Origin of the sequence: Trueperella bernardiae (assembly GCF_030246965.1) — a bacterium.
Lineage (GTDB): Bacteria > Actinomycetota > Actinomycetes > Actinomycetales > Actinomycetaceae > Trueperella > Trueperella bernardiae.
Genome location: NZ_CP127099.1, coordinates 66,292 through 82,677 on the forward strand (window position 1 = coordinate 66,292; position 16,386 = coordinate 82,677).

At 67.1% G+C, this 16,386-nt stretch carries 14 protein-coding genes; 7 read left to right on the plus strand and 7 right to left on the minus strand.

Annotated elements, in window-relative coordinates; all coding sequences use genetic code 11:
- The first annotated feature begins 242 nt into the window (after positions 1 to 242).
- Positions 243 to 1,868 (plus strand): chaperonin GroEL, encoded by a 1,626-nt coding sequence (groL, locus tag QPC17_RS00325; RefSeq protein ID WP_062614186.1) that lies wholly within the window; start codon positions 243 to 245, stop codon positions 1,866 to 1,868.
- Positions 1,869 to 2,138: 270 nt separating this feature from the next.
- Here the strand turns inward: groL and QPC17_RS00330 are convergent, their stop codons facing one another.
- A complete protein-coding gene (locus QPC17_RS00330; RefSeq protein WP_145989888.1) occupies positions 2,139 to 3,452 on the minus strand; it encodes a hypothetical protein in 1,314 nt (437 codons plus the stop codon).
- Between the two features lie 97 nt (positions 3,453 to 3,549).
- Between QPC17_RS00330 and QPC17_RS00335 the strand changes: the two genes are divergently transcribed.
- Both QPC17_RS00335 and QPC17_RS00340 read left to right on the plus strand, forming a co-directional pair.
- A complete protein-coding gene (locus QPC17_RS00335) occupies positions 3,550 to 4,338 on the plus strand; it encodes an SDR family NAD(P)-dependent oxidoreductase (RefSeq protein ID WP_285347334.1) in 789 nt (262 codons plus the stop codon).
- Positions 4,335 to 5,030 carry a lysophospholipid acyltransferase family protein gene (locus QPC17_RS00340; protein WP_062614137.1) on the plus strand — a complete coding sequence of 232 codons (696 nt, stop codon included), beginning with the start codon at positions 4,335 to 4,337 and terminating at the stop codon, positions 5,028 to 5,030. Before QPC17_RS00335 ends, QPC17_RS00340 begins: the two co-directional genes overlap by 4 nt.
- Positions 5,031 to 5,164: 134 nt before the next feature.
- Here the strand turns inward: QPC17_RS00340 and QPC17_RS00345 are convergent, their stop codons facing one another.
- From QPC17_RS00345 to QPC17_RS00365, 5 genes are all read right to left on the minus strand, one after another.
- Positions 5,165 to 6,679 carry a sensor histidine kinase gene (locus QPC17_RS00345; RefSeq protein WP_070446563.1) on the minus strand — a complete coding sequence of 505 codons (1,515 nt, stop codon included), beginning with the start codon at positions 6,677 to 6,679 and terminating at the stop codon, positions 5,165 to 5,167.
- A complete protein-coding gene (locus QPC17_RS00350) occupies positions 6,676 to 7,419 on the minus strand; it encodes a response regulator transcription factor (RefSeq protein WP_062614135.1) in 744 nt (247 codons plus the stop codon). The genes QPC17_RS00345 and QPC17_RS00350 overlap by 4 nt, the downstream gene beginning before the upstream one ends.
- Positions 7,420 to 7,428: 9 nt before the next feature.
- Positions 7,429 to 7,980 (minus strand): NYN domain-containing protein, encoded by a 552-nt coding sequence (locus QPC17_RS00355; protein ID WP_285347336.1) that lies wholly within the window; start codon positions 7,978 to 7,980, stop codon positions 7,429 to 7,431.
- 82 nt (positions 7,981 to 8,062) lie between these two features.
- Positions 8,063 to 8,818, minus strand: coding sequence for a PspA/IM30 family protein (locus tag QPC17_RS00360; protein WP_070447587.1), 756 nt, complete (start codon positions 8,816 to 8,818; stop codon positions 8,063 to 8,065).
- A gap of 47 nt (positions 8,819 to 8,865) precedes the next feature.
- Positions 8,866 to 10,767 carry a TPM domain-containing protein gene (locus QPC17_RS00365; RefSeq protein WP_285347337.1) on the minus strand — a complete coding sequence of 634 codons (1,902 nt, stop codon included), beginning with the start codon at positions 10,765 to 10,767 and terminating at the stop codon, positions 8,866 to 8,868.
- Between the two features lie 213 nt (positions 10,768 to 10,980).
- On the opposite strand from QPC17_RS00365, the gene QPC17_RS00370 reads away from it, so the two are divergent.
- From QPC17_RS00370 to QPC17_RS00385, 4 genes are all read left to right on the plus strand, one after another.
- Positions 10,981 to 11,355: a cold-shock protein gene (locus QPC17_RS00370; RefSeq protein WP_068539108.1), complete on the plus strand. Its 375-nt coding sequence runs from the start codon at positions 10,981 to 10,983 to the stop codon at positions 11,353 to 11,355.
- Positions 11,348 to 12,136, plus strand: a complete 789-nt coding sequence (locus QPC17_RS00375; protein WP_068539110.1) for a DUF3027 domain-containing protein — start codon at positions 11,348 to 11,350, stop codon at positions 12,134 to 12,136. The genes QPC17_RS00370 and QPC17_RS00375 overlap by 8 nt, the downstream gene beginning before the upstream one ends.
- A gap of 6 nt (positions 12,137 to 12,142) precedes the next feature.
- Positions 12,143 to 13,483 carry a mannose-6-phosphate isomerase, class I gene (manA, locus tag QPC17_RS00380; protein WP_062614129.1) on the plus strand — a complete coding sequence of 447 codons (1,341 nt, stop codon included), beginning with the start codon at positions 12,143 to 12,145 and terminating at the stop codon, positions 13,481 to 13,483.
- A gap of 265 nt (positions 13,484 to 13,748) precedes the next feature.
- Positions 13,749 to 15,215 (plus strand): NCS2 family permease, encoded by a 1,467-nt coding sequence (locus QPC17_RS00385; RefSeq protein WP_201783178.1) that lies wholly within the window; start codon positions 13,749 to 13,751, stop codon positions 15,213 to 15,215.
- Positions 15,216 to 15,288: 73 nt separating this feature from the next.
- On the opposite strand, the gene serC is transcribed toward QPC17_RS00385, so the two are convergent.
- Entirely contained in the window at positions 15,289 to 16,362 is a 1,074-nt protein-coding gene (gene serC / locus QPC17_RS00390; RefSeq protein ID WP_285347338.1) for a phosphoserine transaminase, read from the minus strand.
- Positions 16,363 to 16,386 lie beyond the last annotated feature (24 nt).

Here is a 16,386-nt window from a genome sequence, read left to right on the forward strand (position 1 = left end):
CTCTCACGAGAAGTTGATATAGCCGCGCTCAACTTTTAGCCGGCGGTGAAACGGCCGGGCGCGGTCGTGGGGAGATTTGCACTCCCGGGCGTCGAGTGCCAAAATCGTTACTGGCACTCTTGAAGTGAGAGTGATAATTCTGCAGCCGATGAGGCTCGCCGATGGCCGGGAAGGAAACGGCCGCACGCGGGTCGTCCGTCGCGGGCGTCGGCTGGACAACCACTAACGTGGAGGAAGTTCGCATGGCAAAGATCATTCATTTCGATGAAGAGGCGCGCCGCGGGATGGAGCGGGGCCTGGACCTGCTCGCCAACACCGTCAAGGCAACGCTTGGCCCCAAGGGCCGCAACGTGGTTCTCGACAAGCAGTGGGGCGCCCCCTCGATCACCAACGACGGCGTGTCCATCGCCAAGGAGATCGACCTGGAGGATCCGCTCGAGCGCATCGGCGCTGAGCTGGTGAAGGAAGTCGCGAAGAAGACCGACGACGTCGCTGGCGACGGCACCACCACCGCCACCGTGCTCGCCCAGGCGCTCGTTAAGGAGGGCCTGCGCAACGTTGTGGCCGGCGCGAACCCGATCGCCCTGCGCCGCGGCATTGACCTGGCGGTTGACGCCGTCGTCAAGCAGCTGCTCAAGGACGCGAAGGAAGTTGAGACCCGCGAGGAGATCGCCGCTACCGCGGGTATTTCCGCGGGCGACGCCGAGATCGGCGAGCTCATCGCCGAGGCGCTGGACAAGGTCGGCAAGGAAGGCGTGGTCACCGTTGAGGAGTCCAACACCTTCGGCACCGAGCTGGAGCTCACCGAGGGCATGTCCTTCGACAAGGGCTACCTCTCCCCGTACTTCGTAACCGACGCGGACCGCCAGGAAGTCGTGCTCGAGGACGCCTACGTCCTGCTCGTCGAGTCGAAGATCTCGAACGTCAAGGACCTCCTGCCGCTGCTGGAGAAGGTCATGCAGACCGGCAAGCCGCTGGCCATCATCGCTGAGGACATCGAGGGCGAGGCCCTGGCCACCCTCGTGGTCAACAAGATCCGCGGCACCTTCAAGTCCGCCGCCGTCAAGGCCCCCGGCTTCGGCGACCGCCGCAAGGAGATGCTCCAGGACATGGCAGTCCTCACCGGCGGCCAGGTCATCTCCGAGACCGTTGGTCTCAAGCTGGACACCGCCGATATCTCGATGCTCGGCCAGGCGCGCAAGGTCGTCATGACCAAGGATGCCACCACCATCGTTGACGGCGCCGGCACCGAAGAGGACATCAAGGCTCGCGTGTCCACGATCAAGGTCCAGATCGAGAACTCCACCTCCGATTACGATCGCGAGAAGCTGCAGGAGCGCCTCGCCAAGCTCGCGGGCGGCGTGGCCGTCATCAAGTCGGGCGCGGCCACCGAGGTCGAGCTCAAGGAGCGCAAGCAGCGCATCGAGGACGCGATCCTCAACGCGAAGGCCGCCGTGGAAGAGGGCATTGTCGCTGGTGGTGGCGTTGCTCTGATCCAGGCGGGCGACGAGGTCCTGGCCGGACTCGGGCTCGAGGGCGACGAGGCCACCGGTGCGCAGATCGTCAAGATTGCCGTGGCCGCCCCGCTCAAGCAGATCGCTGAGAACGCTGGCCTCGAGGGCGGCGTCGTTGCGGAGAAGGTCCGCTCGCTCCCCGCGGGCCAGGGCCTCAACGCCGCCACCGGCACGTACGAGGACCTGCTCGCCGCCGGCATCGCCGACCCGGTCAAGGTGACCCGCTCTGCCCTGCAGAACGCCGCCTCGATCGCAGGCTTGTTCCTCACCACGGAGGCCGTGGTGGCGAACAAGCCGGAGCCGGCAGGCGCTGGTCATGATGACCCCGCCGCGGGCATGGGTGGCATGTACTAAGCCGCACGTAGCTGGATAGGGGGCGGCCCGCCGAGGAGACTCGGCGGGCCGCCCTTTGTCTGTGCGGGAGCCTGTTTGGGTCGGTGTCTACTTGGGCCTCCGGCAGTCACGCCGTTGCCTCGGGCTGTGAAGCCTCATCCCTCCTCGCCGGCGTGACCGCCTCCGGCTACCCGGATCTGCCCGGACGTTTGCGACGCATTTCCGGCAGGGGCGATGGCAATTTGCTGTGGCGGGTATCAAAAAGGTGTCGCGGATGCGGGGTGGGCTGGGCTATTCGACCAGGCCGGAGGGGAAGTCAGTCTCCCGGACGCGCTCCAGGGCCTCGCGCGCCCGCTGCGCCTCCTTGGCGGCCTTGGCGCGCTCGATCTTTTCGTAGGTGGCGCGGGCGATCTCGTCGCGGCGGGCCTGTTTGGCCTCCTCGGGGGTGAGGGGGCGGTCGGGCATGCCGGGGTCGAGGTCCGCGGAAGCGGACTCCAACGAGGAACCCACATGCTCCGTCTGCGACGGGGCAGGAGCCGCCACGGGCCGCTTCTCCGGTTCGGCCATGAGGCCCGGGTGCGGGGCAGTAGACTCGCGGCCGGAATCGGCGCCAGCGGTGGTCGCGTCAGACTCGAAGTGCGCGTGAGGCTCGCGGGGCTCGGCGGGAGCCCCGACGGACGGATTGCTGACACCTGCAGGTCCGCCATGCGGCGTTGAGCCGGGCCCGGCCGGACTGCCAGTTCGATCGGCGGCGGTTTCGGCGGCGTGAGCGCCAGCCCCAGCCGCCCCCGCGGCAACGCCAGCACTCGGCCCGCCGGCAGCACCAGCTACCGCGCTAGCACCCGGCCCGCCATTCCCGCCGAGCTCGGCCTTAATCACCGGGATGCTCCCGGTGGTCTTCTGCAGTTTAACGATCAGGCGCTGCCGCTCGAGTTCGAGGTTCTGGCGCGCGGATTGCTCCCACTGCGTGGCAAGCGGGGTGCTGAAGATGCGGCGTCGGTCGAGCAGGCGGGTGACCACTTCGAGGCGCGCCTCGAGGAAGTGCAGTTCGGGGATGTGGGCGTATTCCTCGCGGACCTTCTCCATGTAGGTCTTGTACTTTTGGGGTTGGTTGGCAAGGAAACCAAGGTGGGCGTCGGTGAGGACGAGCAGGTCCATGTCGTGCGAGTCGAATATGCCGGATTCGGGCACGGGCAGGGGGTGCTTGCGCATGTGGAGGATGAGTTGGCGGATCTCTTCTACGGTGTCGCCGGGGACGCCCAGTTCGTCGAGGTACTTGGCCATGAGAGCCGCGGAGGCACCGCGGTCTTCGCCGCCGTTACGCGTGTAGAGGGCTTGGCCGTCGGTGGAGAAGACAAGCCCGTGTCCCCAGGCAGCCAGCCGGACGACGTCGGCGTCCTGCGCCTCAACAGCGAGGGCATCAACGCGGGCCAGGAGGTCGTAGAGGTGGGACGTGCCGTGGAAGTGGCGGCCGGGGCTGGACCACAGTTCAATGAGGAGGCAGCACACGCGGTCGATGGTCTCGCGTGGGGCTGTTGAACCTACCGCGAGCGCGGAACGCATGAAGGATTGCGTTACCCACTGGGGTACGTCGGTACAAGACATCTCTCTCCAAAATTTCGATGACGTCCGCGATTCTACCTACAATGGCGGTAGTATCTGAATCGGCAATGTTCTATCTGGGCCGGAGGGCGATGGCAGTATGACGCATCCAACGTCACTCGTGCGCGGGAGGGCGCTGATTACGGGCGGTTCGTCGGGCCTGGGCTTGGAGTTTGCGCGGCAGTTGGCTGCGCGCGGCTTGGATCTTGTGCTCGTGGCGCGTGACGCGGAGCGTCTGGCGCGGGCGGCGCAGGAGTTGCGTGGTTCGGGTGTGTCGGTGGAGACGCTACCGGCGGATCTTTCCGACGACGACGGCGTCGCGGCCGTCGCCCAGCGTCTCGGCTCTTCGCAGTCCCCGGTTGACGTTTTTGTGAACAATGCCGGCGCTGGTCTGTATGCGAAGATGGCTACCGCGGATGCGTCGGAGCTGGTGGCGGGCGCGGAGCTGATGGGGATCACCCCAATGGTGCTCGGTGGTGCGGCTGCGGCGGCGATGAAGGAGCGCGGGCGCGGCGTCATTATTAATACGTCGTCGATGTCGGGTGCGGCGCCAATGGGCGCGTACTCGGCGATTAAGGCGTTTGTGCGGGTGTGGTCAGATTCGTTGGCCATTGAGGTGGCACCGTTTGGCGTGCAGGTGGTGACGTTCATCCCGGGGTGGGTGCGCACCGAGTTCCATGCGCGCACGGGTGTGTCCACGTCCTCGATCCCGGATTTCCTTTGGTTGGATGCCCGGCGCGTGGTGGCCGAGTGCCTCGCCGATGCCGACCGTGGCCGTACCTCGTCCACCCCTTCGAAGTGCTTCAAGCTTATTGGTTTCCTGGCCAAGCACGCGCCGGCGGGCGCGGTGGCGGTGGCGGTGAAGAAGCTGAATAAGGGTCGGCGATGAGCGAACTGCAGCCGCTGGATGACTATCATTCGGAGTCGAAGATGCACGCGCGTAAGAACGTGCGGAGGTTTTTCACGCGCCCGGCGCTGAAGACGATCCTGTCCACGAATGTGGAGGGGCAGGAGAACGTGGAGGGCCTGGAGGGGGCGTACGTCGTGGTCGGCAATCACACGTCGCATCTCGACGCGCCGATGGTGTTCACGCTGTTGCCGGAGCACATGACGGAGAGGCTGGCTACGGGCGCCGCCGCGGATTATTGGTACCGGCGGCCCACCCTGTCGAAGATCACGGCGCTGTTTTTCAACACGTACCCGATCGAGCGCAAGCGCGGCGCGAACCAGGTCAGCGGGCCGGCGAAGGGCATGACCGCGCGACTGTTGCGCGAGGGCATCCCGATCTTGATCTTCCCGGAAGGCACGCGCTCCCGCTCGGGGGAGATGGGCGAGTTCAAGGTGGGGGCCGCGGCGCTCGCGATCAAGTTCGGCATCCCGATCGTGCCGCTGGCCCTGCGCGGCGGGCATGACGCGATGCCGGTGGGTGCGGTGCTCCCGGCCCCGAACCGCCCGCCGGTGGACATGTTTATCGGTAAGCCGATGTTTGCCGAGGAGGGCGAGGACGCCGAGGCCTTCATGTCCCGCGTGCGCAGCCAGATTCTGGCGATGCTGGAGCAGGGGGCTGCAAACCCGGAGTAGCCCGCGCCCGCCGGCCCTGGGTTTGAATTATTTTGGACGATTTCGGGGCGATCTCCTCATATGAGAAGATCGCCCCGAAATCGTCCAGTGTTTTTAAATCGCCCCGTGAGTTGCTCGCGTGCGGGCAGCCGGGCTCAGCGCCCGAGCAGACCCCGCTTCTTCTTGGTATCCCCCGTCATCACTCCCGGGAATTCGAGGCGGATGGTGAGCCCGCCGCCGGGGGTATCGAAGGCCTGCGCCGAACCGCCGTGAACTTCCATGATGGCGGCCACGATCGCGAGCCCAAGCCCGGATCCGCCCGACCCGCGCGAGCGCGAGGTGTCGGTGCGGAAGAATCGCTCGAAGATGCGCCCGGCCTGCTGGGCGTCGATGCCGGGGCCGTGGTCGCGTACGTCCACGACGCCGACCTGCCGCTCCGCGTCCACGCCCACGGCCACCTCGACGGGTGTGCCCTCGGGGGTGTGGTTGATGACGTTGGATAGCAGGTTGGTAATCACCTGGGTGACCTTTTCCGCATCCGCAGTGACGATGACCGAGCAGGGCTCGTCGCCTGTGAGTCCCACGAACTCGGCGGGCCACTGCGGGGCCCGCACGTGAAAGTCGGTGACCGTGTTGAGCGCGATGGTGGCCAGGTCGACGGGCTGCATGTTGATCTGGCGCCGCTCGTCAAGCCGGGCCAGCTGGAGGAGGTCTTCAACCAGGTGGGCCATGCGTTCGGATTCGGATTCGATGCGGGACATGGCGAGGTCCACCCCGCCGTCGGGAACGCCACCCAGCCGGTAAAGCTCGGCGTATCCGCGGACGGTGGCGAGCGGGGTGCGGAGTTCGTGGGAGGCGTCGGAGACGAATTGCCGCATGCGTTTCTCGGAGGCCACCTGCACCTCGAAGGATTCCTCCACGCGGGCGAGCATCTTGTTGATCGACTGGCCGAGCAGGGCCACTTCGGAGCCGTCGGTGCCGGTCGGTACGCGCACGGACAGGTTGCGGGCGGCCACCTCGTGGGTGGCGCGTTCGATGTCGCGCAGGCCGGTGAGCGACTGGTCGACCAGCAGGTAGGCGGCGAGCGCGCCGAGGATCAGGGTGATGAGCACGAGGGTGGCGAGCGCTCCGCCGAGGTTGCGCACGGTGTCATTGATCGGCTCGAGCGGCAGGCCGATCACCACCGATCCCACCGAAGTAAGGTTGGTGGGGGAGTAGTTGAGGTCGGTGGTGATGATGCGCCACTCCTGCCCGTCGCGGGTGGAGGGCACGGTGGAGGGCGCTGAGCTTTTGCGCTGGGCCAGCAACTCGGGGTTGAGCGGCGTGCCGTTTTCGTCCTTGATCTGGGAGTTGACAACCGTCAGGTGCCCGAAGGGCACGTTCGCCGCCGGATTTGTGTACGTAATAAAGAGGTAGAAGTCGCTGGGCAGGAGCTGGTCTTGCGTGTCGTTGATGAGCTGGTCGATCGTGACCGTGGCGATCGTGCGGCCCGAGGAGCGCAGGTTGCGGTCCGTCTCATCGATGAGCGAGCCGCGTAACGTGACCGTGGCGAGCCACGACACGGTGACCAGCACGATCGCCATGATGACGATGAACGCGAACACGATGCGGACCGACAGGGTCCGCCGCACCTTCGGTGCCGGGCGCCGGGATTGGAACGTGACGTTCATTTCGCCCGGCGTAGCACGTAGCCGATCCCGCGCTTGGTGTGGATGAGCGGTTCGAGGGCGGCCACCTCGTCGGGGTCGGTGATCCCGAGCGCTTCGGGCGAGTCGATCTTGCGGCGCAGGTAGGAAATGTAGGATTCGACGATTGACGCCTCGCCCACCCAGTTGTAATCCCACACGTGGTCGAGGATCTGGATCTTCGACACCACACGCTCGGCGTTGATGAGCAGGTAGCGCAGGAGCTTGTATTCGGTGGGCGACAGGTCGACGTCGTGCCCGGCCCTGCGTACTTCGTAGGAGCTTTCGTCCATTTCCAGGTCGTGGTAGCGCAGTACGTCGGAGCTGGCGGATTCGGGGGCGGTGCGGCGCAGGATCGCGTGGATGCGCGCTACTACCTCCTCGAGGGAGAACGGCTTGGTGACGTAGTCATCGCCGCCCACTTCCAGCCCGCGCACGCGGTCCTGCACGTCGTCCTTCGCCGTGAGGAACAGGACTGGCAGCTCGGGTTCCTGTTCGCGCAGGTGGGTGAGAACTTCGAAGCCGTCCATGTCGGGCAACATGATGTCGAGCACGACGATGTCGGCCAGGAACGTCCGCTCCACCTTGAGCGCCTCGGCGCCGTTTTCGGCGGTGGCGACGTCGAAGCCGGCGAAGCGCAGCGAAGCGGAGAGTAGCTCGCGGATCGTGGGCTCGTCGTCGACCACGAGCACCTTCGTCTCGGGCTTCTTTGATGCCATGTCCATCCTGGGTCCTTAGATGAAGGCGAGCGGATCGAAATCGTCGATGTCGATCGGGTAGATGCGGTTGAGGGTCTGGTTAAACGCCGCCACGTCGTATTCGAGGTCGATGATTTTCAGCCCCTGGTCCTCCAGTTCGGCCAGCTGGGCCGAGAGGAACTCGCGGAAGCACATGATCGCCACGCGGTGGCCGGCGTCCAGCAGGTCGCTGACCTGGGGGAGGTAGTCGACGTCGTGGGAGGCGATGACGATGTCCGCGCCCGGGCGGTGCAACCCGATCGCGTCGAGCGTGCGCTGGATGCCGACATCCACGATCTTCACGTGCGGATCGTCGGACGTAAGCAGTACGGGCTTCCAGCCGATAGCCAGCAGGGCCTGGACGAAGGTGAACGCGGTGCGCTGGGAGGCGTTCATGTAGAACAGGCCGGTGGTCTCCTCGTCCTCGCCCCATGGGCGGTAGCGCAACACGCGATCCCAGCGGGGGCGCTCCTCCGGGTGCGGGGCGCGCTTGAGGATGTTGACGCCCAGGGTCGCGTCGATATTCTCGCCGTCGATCAGAAAATACATATTCTCATGCTATCGCGGAATGAGGCGGCGAGGTGGCCCGGGGTGGGCCACCTCGCCGTCGTATCGCGCTGGGCTGATCGATTTAGTAATCGGTGAATTCCGTGCCCTCGATCGCCTTGGGTGCCTCGCCTGCCTGGAGGGCGGCGAGACGGGCGGCGACCTCGGCGGACGTGTCGGTTGACTCCAGCTCGGCGAACTGGGCATCCAGCGAGGACGCGGACACCTCGGCCTTGCCAGCCGCAATGGCTTCCTCGCGGCGCACCTTGTCCTCGAAGCGGGCAAGCTCCGAGGTCGGGTCGAGCACGTTGATCGACGCGATGGCGTCCTGGACCTTGTTCTGGGCCGCGGCGGACTTCTGGCGGGCGCTGAGCTGATCGCGCTTGGACTTGAGCTCTGCAAGCTTGCTACGCATGACGTTCAGGCCGTCCTTGAGTTTGGCCACCACTTCCTGCTGGGAGCGGATCATCGGCTCGGCCTCGCGGGCCTCGCCCTCGTGCTGGATCTGACGCTCGAGGGCCACCTTGGCGAGGTTGTCGAACTTCGCGGCACCGTCCTCGTTTCCGGCCGCGCGCATTTCGTTCGCCTTCGCGACGGCGGCCTGTGCCTTCTGCCCCCACTCGCGAGCCGAGTTGATGTCCTCGTTGTAGTCGGCCTCGGCCAGGCGCAGGTTACCGATGGTGACGGCAACCGCGTCCTCCGCCTCGGCGATGGAGTTGGTGTAGTCGCGCACCATCTGGTCGAGCATCTTCTGCGGGTCCTCGGCGCGGTCGATGAGTGCGTTGATGTTGGCCTTGGCCAACTGTGCCATGCGCCCAAGGATGGACTGCTTTTCTGCCATGGTAAATTACCTTTCTCTTACCTGGTCAAAATTGGACATGGACAAAACTAGAATCCTCGGCGCCCGCCGGTAGAGCCGCCGCCACCGCCGCCGAAGCCACCGCCTGAGCGGCCTCCGCCCCCGAACCCGCCGGACAGCCCGCCGATGATGAGCCCGCGGGCTACGCCGGACAGGATCGACCCGGCGAGCGCCCCGGCGAACGCGTCGCCGTCGGAGGAGTACCCGCCCGAGCCGTAGGGCCCGCCGCGGTTCATCCGCTCCACGTCCGACAGGGCGGCCTGCTTGGCGCGGTTGGCCGCCACGCGGGCGGACTCAGCCAGCTGCAGGCGCTCTTGCGGATCCTCGCCGCTTGCCGCCTGCTGGTAGGAATCCTGGGCTTGGGCCAGCTGCTCACGGGCCCCGCTGCGGGCCGAGGCCCGGTAGCGCGTGACCGTGGCTTCGGCGTCGTCGATCGCGCGGCGCGCGTAGGCGAGGGCCTGGTTGGCGTTGGCCTCGAGCTTCTTGCGGTTTTCCTCCGCCGCGCGGAAGGGCTCGAGGGCCAGGTCGATCTTCGTCTCGGTCTCGTGCAGTTCCTCGACGCTGCGGAACGGGTCCGCGTTCGCCCCCGATGCCCGCTGCACCGCCTCCTGGGCCGTGGCCAGTAGCGGCGCCACCGTGGGATCGGTGGGGGCCAGCCGGCGGGCGTCGGCAATATCGGAGGACAGCGAGGCCACGCGCTCGCGCATCTCCGCGCTCGCAGCCTCCAGCTGCTGCGGGGCGTTGAGGAGGGCGTCCGTGAGCTGGGAGGCCTGGGCGAGCGTGGCCTCTGCCATGCGCACGTACGGCACCGCCCCGTTGCGATCGCCCGCGGCCACCTCGGAGTCGGCCGAATCGAGCGACGTGCCCGTGGCCTCAAGCAGGTGCGCCACCTGCGCGGGATAGGTGCGCAGCGTGGCAAGCGCCGACGCCGGGTAGTTCACCTCAAGGTTGTCCACCGTGCGCTTGCCCAGCTCCAGGCGCTGGTTAATCTCCGCTACGCGCGTGCGGAACTCGGCCACCTTCGCATCGGCATGCGCGGCGAGGTTGCGCAGCTCGGAGAATTCCTTCGTGTGGTGCTCGAGCGCCTCCTGCGCCGACCGCACCAGCTGCGTAATCTTCGCGCTCAGGTCCAGCTTCTGCTGCGGGGTCTCCGGATCGGCGTCGTGAAGCTGGGAATGGATCTGGAAGGCCGCCGACGTCGCCTCGCGCGCCTTGTCGATCGTTAGCTGGAAGCTTTGGGTCGCCTCGAGCCCGAACTCGGCGCGGGCGAACTCGAGTTCAGCGCTGGCCGCACGCACGTCGTCGTCGACCTCGAGCAGGGCCGCCGATGCCTCCTGGACCTGCTTGTCCGCGTCCGCCACGGAGGCCTTCGTCTTACGGCGATTGGCGACGGCGATCGCGCCACCCGCGCCCACCGCCACCGTGCCAATCCCCACCAGCGGCCACGGGAACCCGCCCGAATCGTCCACGAGCTCCCCGCCACGCGCCACCGACGCCACGTTCTTGGCGAGGGTGGTGACGCCGGCGTCCCAGTCGCCGTCGCCGAAAAGATCCATGACGTACGGGCTCAGCGACTCGTTCAGCACGGCCTCGGACACGTCGCCCGAGCTGGTCGAATGCCAGCCCACCTCGAGCGTGTCCACCGAGATGACCACCACGCCGTCGTACTTATCCATCCCCGACACCGCGTGCGTCTGCTCGGCCCACTCCTGGGCGTCCATCCCGTCGAGGTTCTTGACCGTCACCACCCACAGGTCCTGGCCCGGCACCTTCTCGACCTCTGCGGCCGCCGCCGCGTCGTCGTCGACCACGCCCGCCAGGTCGGTAAAACGCGCATCCAAGTCCTGGGGCGGTTCAGCGAACGCCACCGCGGGCACAAGCACGATTCCAAGTGCCATCACCGTTGACGCCAGGACGTGCGACTTTCTCATGGGACCTCCCTGAACCTGCGCGTGTGTCGCGCAACACTAACCTACCAATTCCGGCAAGCCCCGCGCGAGTAGATGCCGGGCCGGGCGCCGATATCGCCTCAGAGCGGACAGGCCGGGGTGGCGGCGTCGTGAAGAAAAAGAGGCACAGGAAAAAGCCGCGGCGAAAGTGTCATAATAGGTGGACGTAACAACATTGATGAAAGGGAACGCTAGGTGCCTAAGGGAAAGGTGAAGTTCTTCGACGAGAAGAAGGGCTTTGGTTTCATTGCCGGCGACGACGGGCAGGAGGTCTACCTGCCCGAAACTTCGGTGCCGCTGGGAGTGCGCCTGCGTGCTGGAACGCGCGTTGAATATGGCATCGGCGATACGCGCCGGGGGCCGGCCGCGCTGCAGGTCACGGTGATCGAGAAGCAGAAGTCGCTGGCGGCCGCGAACCGCCGCTCGGCTGAAGACATGGTTCCGCTCATCGAGGACCTCATTAAGATTCTTGACCATGCTTCCACCTCGCTCCGCCGCGGGCGCTATCCGGAGGGCGGCGCGCGGATTGCTCAGGCGCTGCGGGCCCTCGCTGAGGATTTTGATGTCTAATCGTATTAACCCAACCCACAACGTCACTCGTGAAAAGACGCTCGCGCGCGCCGTCGACCAGGCGCGCGAAGCCCTGCTCGACGTCACGCACGCGTCCAACGTTGGCGAGCACGCCGGCGTGGTGCAGGAGGGAGAGCGCGTGGTGACGCACGCCTTCACCTGCCAGCTGCCCGGCTACAAGGGCTGGTTCTGGACCGTCACGCTCTCGCGCGTGCCGCGGGCCCGGCGCGGCACGGTGGACGAGGTCTCGCTACTGCCCGGCCCAGACGCTCTGCTCGCCCCTGAGTGGGTGCCGTGGGCAGACCGGCTCCGGCCCTCCGACGTCAGCGGCACCGACCGCCTGCCCTACAACCCCGACGACTCCAACCTCACCTCCAACGACCCCCTGCTGGATGAGAGCTTCGAGGCCGCGGGCGTGGACGGGGACGAGCTCGCCGAGTTTGAACTGGGGCTCGGCCGGGCGCGCGTCCTGTCCGATCAGGGCCGCCAGGAGGCGTTCAAGCGCTGGTACGACGGCGACGGCGGCCCCCACAACCAGGCCACCCGCACCGCCAAGGCTACCTGCTCCACCTGCGGCTACCTGCTCCACATGGGTGGCTCGGCCCGCCAACTGTTCGGCGTGTGCGCGAATGAGTGGAGCGCCTACGACGGCCGAGTGGTCTCGCTCGACCACGGCTGCGGCGCACACTCGGAAACCGATACGCCCAAGCCCGATAAGATGTGGGACCCCACCGACCCCGTGCTCGACGACCACGATCTGGATATCACCGCGAACGAGTAGCTCTCCATGCACATCATTCAGGGTCGCGTGCGCGATTATACCTGGGGCGCGCGCGATGTGATCCCCGAGTTCTTCGGCCTGCCCGCCGCCGACACGCCCGTTGCCGAGCTCTGGCTCGGCGCGCACGCCGGCGCCCCCGCCCGGTGCGGGGTGGGGCCGCACGCGGTCGCGCTCGCGGCGGAGGATGTGCGTGTTGACGACGCCGGCCCGGCGGCTAGCGCTGGTGGTGCCGGTGAGGCCGGGGCCGATGTCGCTTGCCCGGCCGACGTCGTTAGTCCAGCCGACGTCGTCAGCCCAGCCGGTCCCGCCGCCGACCTGCGCGACTACATCGCCCGCGACCCGGAGGGCGTGCTCGGCCGGGACGTCATGCGCCGCCACCAGGGCGAGCTGCCCTTCTTGCTCAAGCTCATCGCGCCGGCCCAGCCCCTGTCCTTGCAAGTGCACCCGTCGATGGAGCAGGCGGCCCGGGGGTTTGTGCGCGAGTCGGAGCGGGGGATCGCGCTCGACGCCCCGAACCGCTCCTACAAGGACGCCCTCCACAAGCCCGAGCTGGTCTACGCCTTCACACGCTTCGAGGCCCTGGTCGGCTTCCGCTCCCCGCGCCGGATTATCGGCGTGCTCGAAGGGCTCGGCACCGAGCTGACCGACCGCCTGGCCGACCTCATTCGCTGCGAGCCCAACGCGGGCGGGGTGCGCGAGGCCTTCTCCTGTCTTCTGTCCGCCTCGCGCCCGAGCGCGGACGCCGTGGCGGAGGTGGTCGAGGCCTGCCGCACGCGCCCCGCCGAGGACTCGCCCTCCCCGCGCGCGGACGCGATCGTGGGCCGCCTGGCCAGTTTCTTCCCCGGCGACCCCGGCGTGGTCGCCTCTCTCCTCCTCAACCCCGTCACGCTCAACCCGGGCGAGGCGATGTTCACCCCCGCCGGCACGGTCCACGCCTACCTTTCCGGCTTCGGGCTGGAGATCATGGCGAACTCCGACAACGTGCTGCGCGCCGGGCTGACCTCAAAGTATGTGGACGTGCCCGAGCTACTCGACGTCATGGAGACCGTGGCCGCCCCGCCCATCCGCATCGCGCCCGAGCGGATCTCGCCCGTGCAGTCCACGTACTATGCCCCCGTCGACGACTTCGAGCTTTCCATCGTCAACCTTCGAGATGCCACCCGGCGCGTCAAGCTGCGCGGTGCCGGCCCGCGCATCCTCCTGTGTGTGGCGGGCGCCGCCGAGATCCGCACCGCCTCCGGGCAGTACTGCCTCATGAACACAGGCCAGGCCGCGTTCGTCCGCGCTGACGATGGCATCCTCCAGGCGCGCGGTGCCGGCCGGCTCGTCCTCGCGGAGGTCCCGTAAGGCGGCCGGGTACCCTGGTCGGGCGGTCTGGCCGACGGAACTCGTGAATATATCGGCTGGCGATTGCTATAGCCACCTGGCCGGCCTCAGATTCACGACTTGTGACGGGCACACCCGGTACCGGGCGGGAATTGGGAGGGCGGCGCCGTGAAGCCGCGACCTCGGCAGTTGCCTGTTTCACAATGTGACCAACGCGTCGCCGCGAGTCTTTCAGAGTGTGAGACGGAAGTTGCTACACCTGTTTCGCGGTGTAAAACTCACGTAGGTGAGCACTACGAAGACCACTGTGAATAAGCAGAACACACCATCCATTCTTGATTCTTACTTCCGCCTCTCCGAGCGCGGATCGTCCGTGCGCCAGGAGCTGCGCGGTGGCCTCGTGACCTTCTTCGCGATGGCCTACATCCTCGTGCTGAACCCGATCATCCTGTCGGGCCCGGATTCGACCGGCCAGTTCCTCGGCGGCGGCAGCGAGCCGAACCTCCCCGCGATCGCGGCGGGCACCGCCATCGTCGCGGGCCTCATGTCGATCCTTATGGGCGCCGTGGCGAACTTCCCGCTGGCGCTCGCGGCCGGGTTGGGCCTGAACTCGATCGTGGCCTACACGATCGTCCAGCTCCCGGGCATGACCTGGGCCGACGGCATGGGCATCATCGTCATCGAAGGCATCGTCATCGTGCTGCTGGTGCTGACCGGCCTGCGCGAGGCGATCTTCCGCGCCGTGCCGAATGTGCTGCGCACCGCGATCTCGGTGGGCATTGGCCTGTTCATCACGCTCATCGGCCTCATCAACTCCGGCATCGTGGGTACGGGCGCCACCCCGCTCGCTTTCGGCGTCAACGGCTCGATTTCCACGTGGCCGCTCGTCGTGTTTCTTGTGGGCCTGGTGGTCACGCTCGCGCTGATGGTGCGCCGCGTGCAGGGCGCGATCCTGTGGGGCATCGTCACCGGCACCGTGCTCGCCATCATCGTCGAGGCCGTTGGCCACCTGGGCCCCAAGGGCGCCGAGAACGTCGGCGGTTGGGGCCTGACCATCCCCGCGGTCGAGGGCTCGCTTGTCCAGGTGCCGAGCTTCTCCACGCTCGGCCAGTTCTCCATCACCGGCCCGTTCCAGAAGATCGGCGTGCTTGCAGTCATCGTGCTCGCCTTCTCGGTCATGCTCGCCGACTTCTTCGACACCATGGGCACCATGGTCGCCGTCGCCTCCGAGGGCGACCTGCTCGATGAGGACGGCAACCCGCCGCACACGCAGTCCATCCTGCTTGTCGATTCCCTCGGCGCGATCGCCGGCGGCATGGGCGGCGTGTCCTCCAACACGTCCTTCGTCGAATCTGCCACTGGCGTTGCCGACGGCGCCCGCACCGGCCTGTCGACCATCTTCACAGGCATCTTCTTCCTGCTGGCCACCTTCCTCGCTCCCCTGTTCGCGATGGTGCCCTCCGAGGCCGCGGCGCCCGCGCTCGTGGCGGTGGGCTTCCTCATGATGCAGCAGGTTACGGAGATCGAGTGGACCGACCTCAAGGTCGCCATCCCCGCCTTTGTCACCATCATCTTCATGCCGTTCGGATACTCGATCACGGTGGGCATCGGCGTGGGCTTCATCGTCTACGTCATTATGCAGGCGGTGGCCGGCAAGGCCCGCGACGTGCACCCGCTCATGTACGCTACGGCGGGCACGTTCGTCATCTACTTCCTGCTTGATCCGATCAACAAGGCGCTCGGCCTGGCCTAAGGCTGGCTAATCGTTGGGCCCGGGCGAATGCCCGGGCCCTTTCCTATCCCCGACGTCGTGTACGGGTGGGGAGCTAGCCGACCAGCTCGTCGATGACGCCGAGCAGCCGCGTCACATCCTCGACGTCGATCGCGGGGAACGTGGCGATGCGCAGCTGGTTGCGCCCAAGTGAACGGTACGGTTCGACGTCGACGACGCCGAGCTCGCGCAGCTGGGCCGCAATGCCCGCGGCGTCAACGCCCTCGAAGTCGATCGTGCACACCACCGGCGAGCGGTACTCGGGCGCGATGAAGGGTGTGGCGAACGGGCGGGCCTCGGCCCACTCGTAGACGGCCGAGGAATTGTCCCGCGAGCGCGCCTGCATGGTGGACAGCCCGCCGGTCTCGACCATCCACTCCACCTGCGCCTGGAGCATGAGGAGCGTGGCGATCGCCGGGGTGTTGAGGGTCTGGGCCTTGCGCGAGTTGTTGACCGCGAGCTGGAGGTTCAGGAAGTCGGGCACCCAGCGCTCGGCGGTGAGGCGCTCAATCCGCTCGAGCGCGGCCGGGGAGGCGAACGCCAGCCACAGGCCGCCGTCGGCGCCGAAGCACTTTTGCGGGGAGAAGTAGTAGAAGTCGGCGTCGGCGGGGTCGATCTTCAGCCCGCCGGCGATGGACGTGCCGTCCACCACGGTCAGGGCCCCCGATCCGGGCGCGACCCGGCGTAGCGGCGTCGTGGCACCCGTGGAGGTCTCGTTGTGGGCGTATAGATAGGTGTCGACATCGGCGGGACGGCACTCGACCATCTGCCCCGGCTCCACGCGCAGCACCTCGGGCTCGCCGAGGAACGGGGCGCGCTCGACCGCACGGGCGGCCTTGCCGGAAAACTCGCCGATGACGGCGGCCTGTGCCCGGTCCTCCACCAGGCAGAAGGAGATCGCGTCCCACAGGGCGGACGCGCCGCCGTTGCCCAGGATCGCCTCGTAGCCCTCCGGCAGGCCGAACAAATCGGATAGGCCCTCCTGGATCGAGCGCACCGCCCCACGAATGGCCGGCTTACGATGGGAGGTGCCCATCAGGCCGGAGTCAGCGATCGCCGCGATCTGGGCGGGGCGGACCTTGGAGGGGCCGGAACCGAAGCGGCCGTCGTCGGGAAGAAGTAAACTCATGGTCCGATCATCTCACTTGGGCGC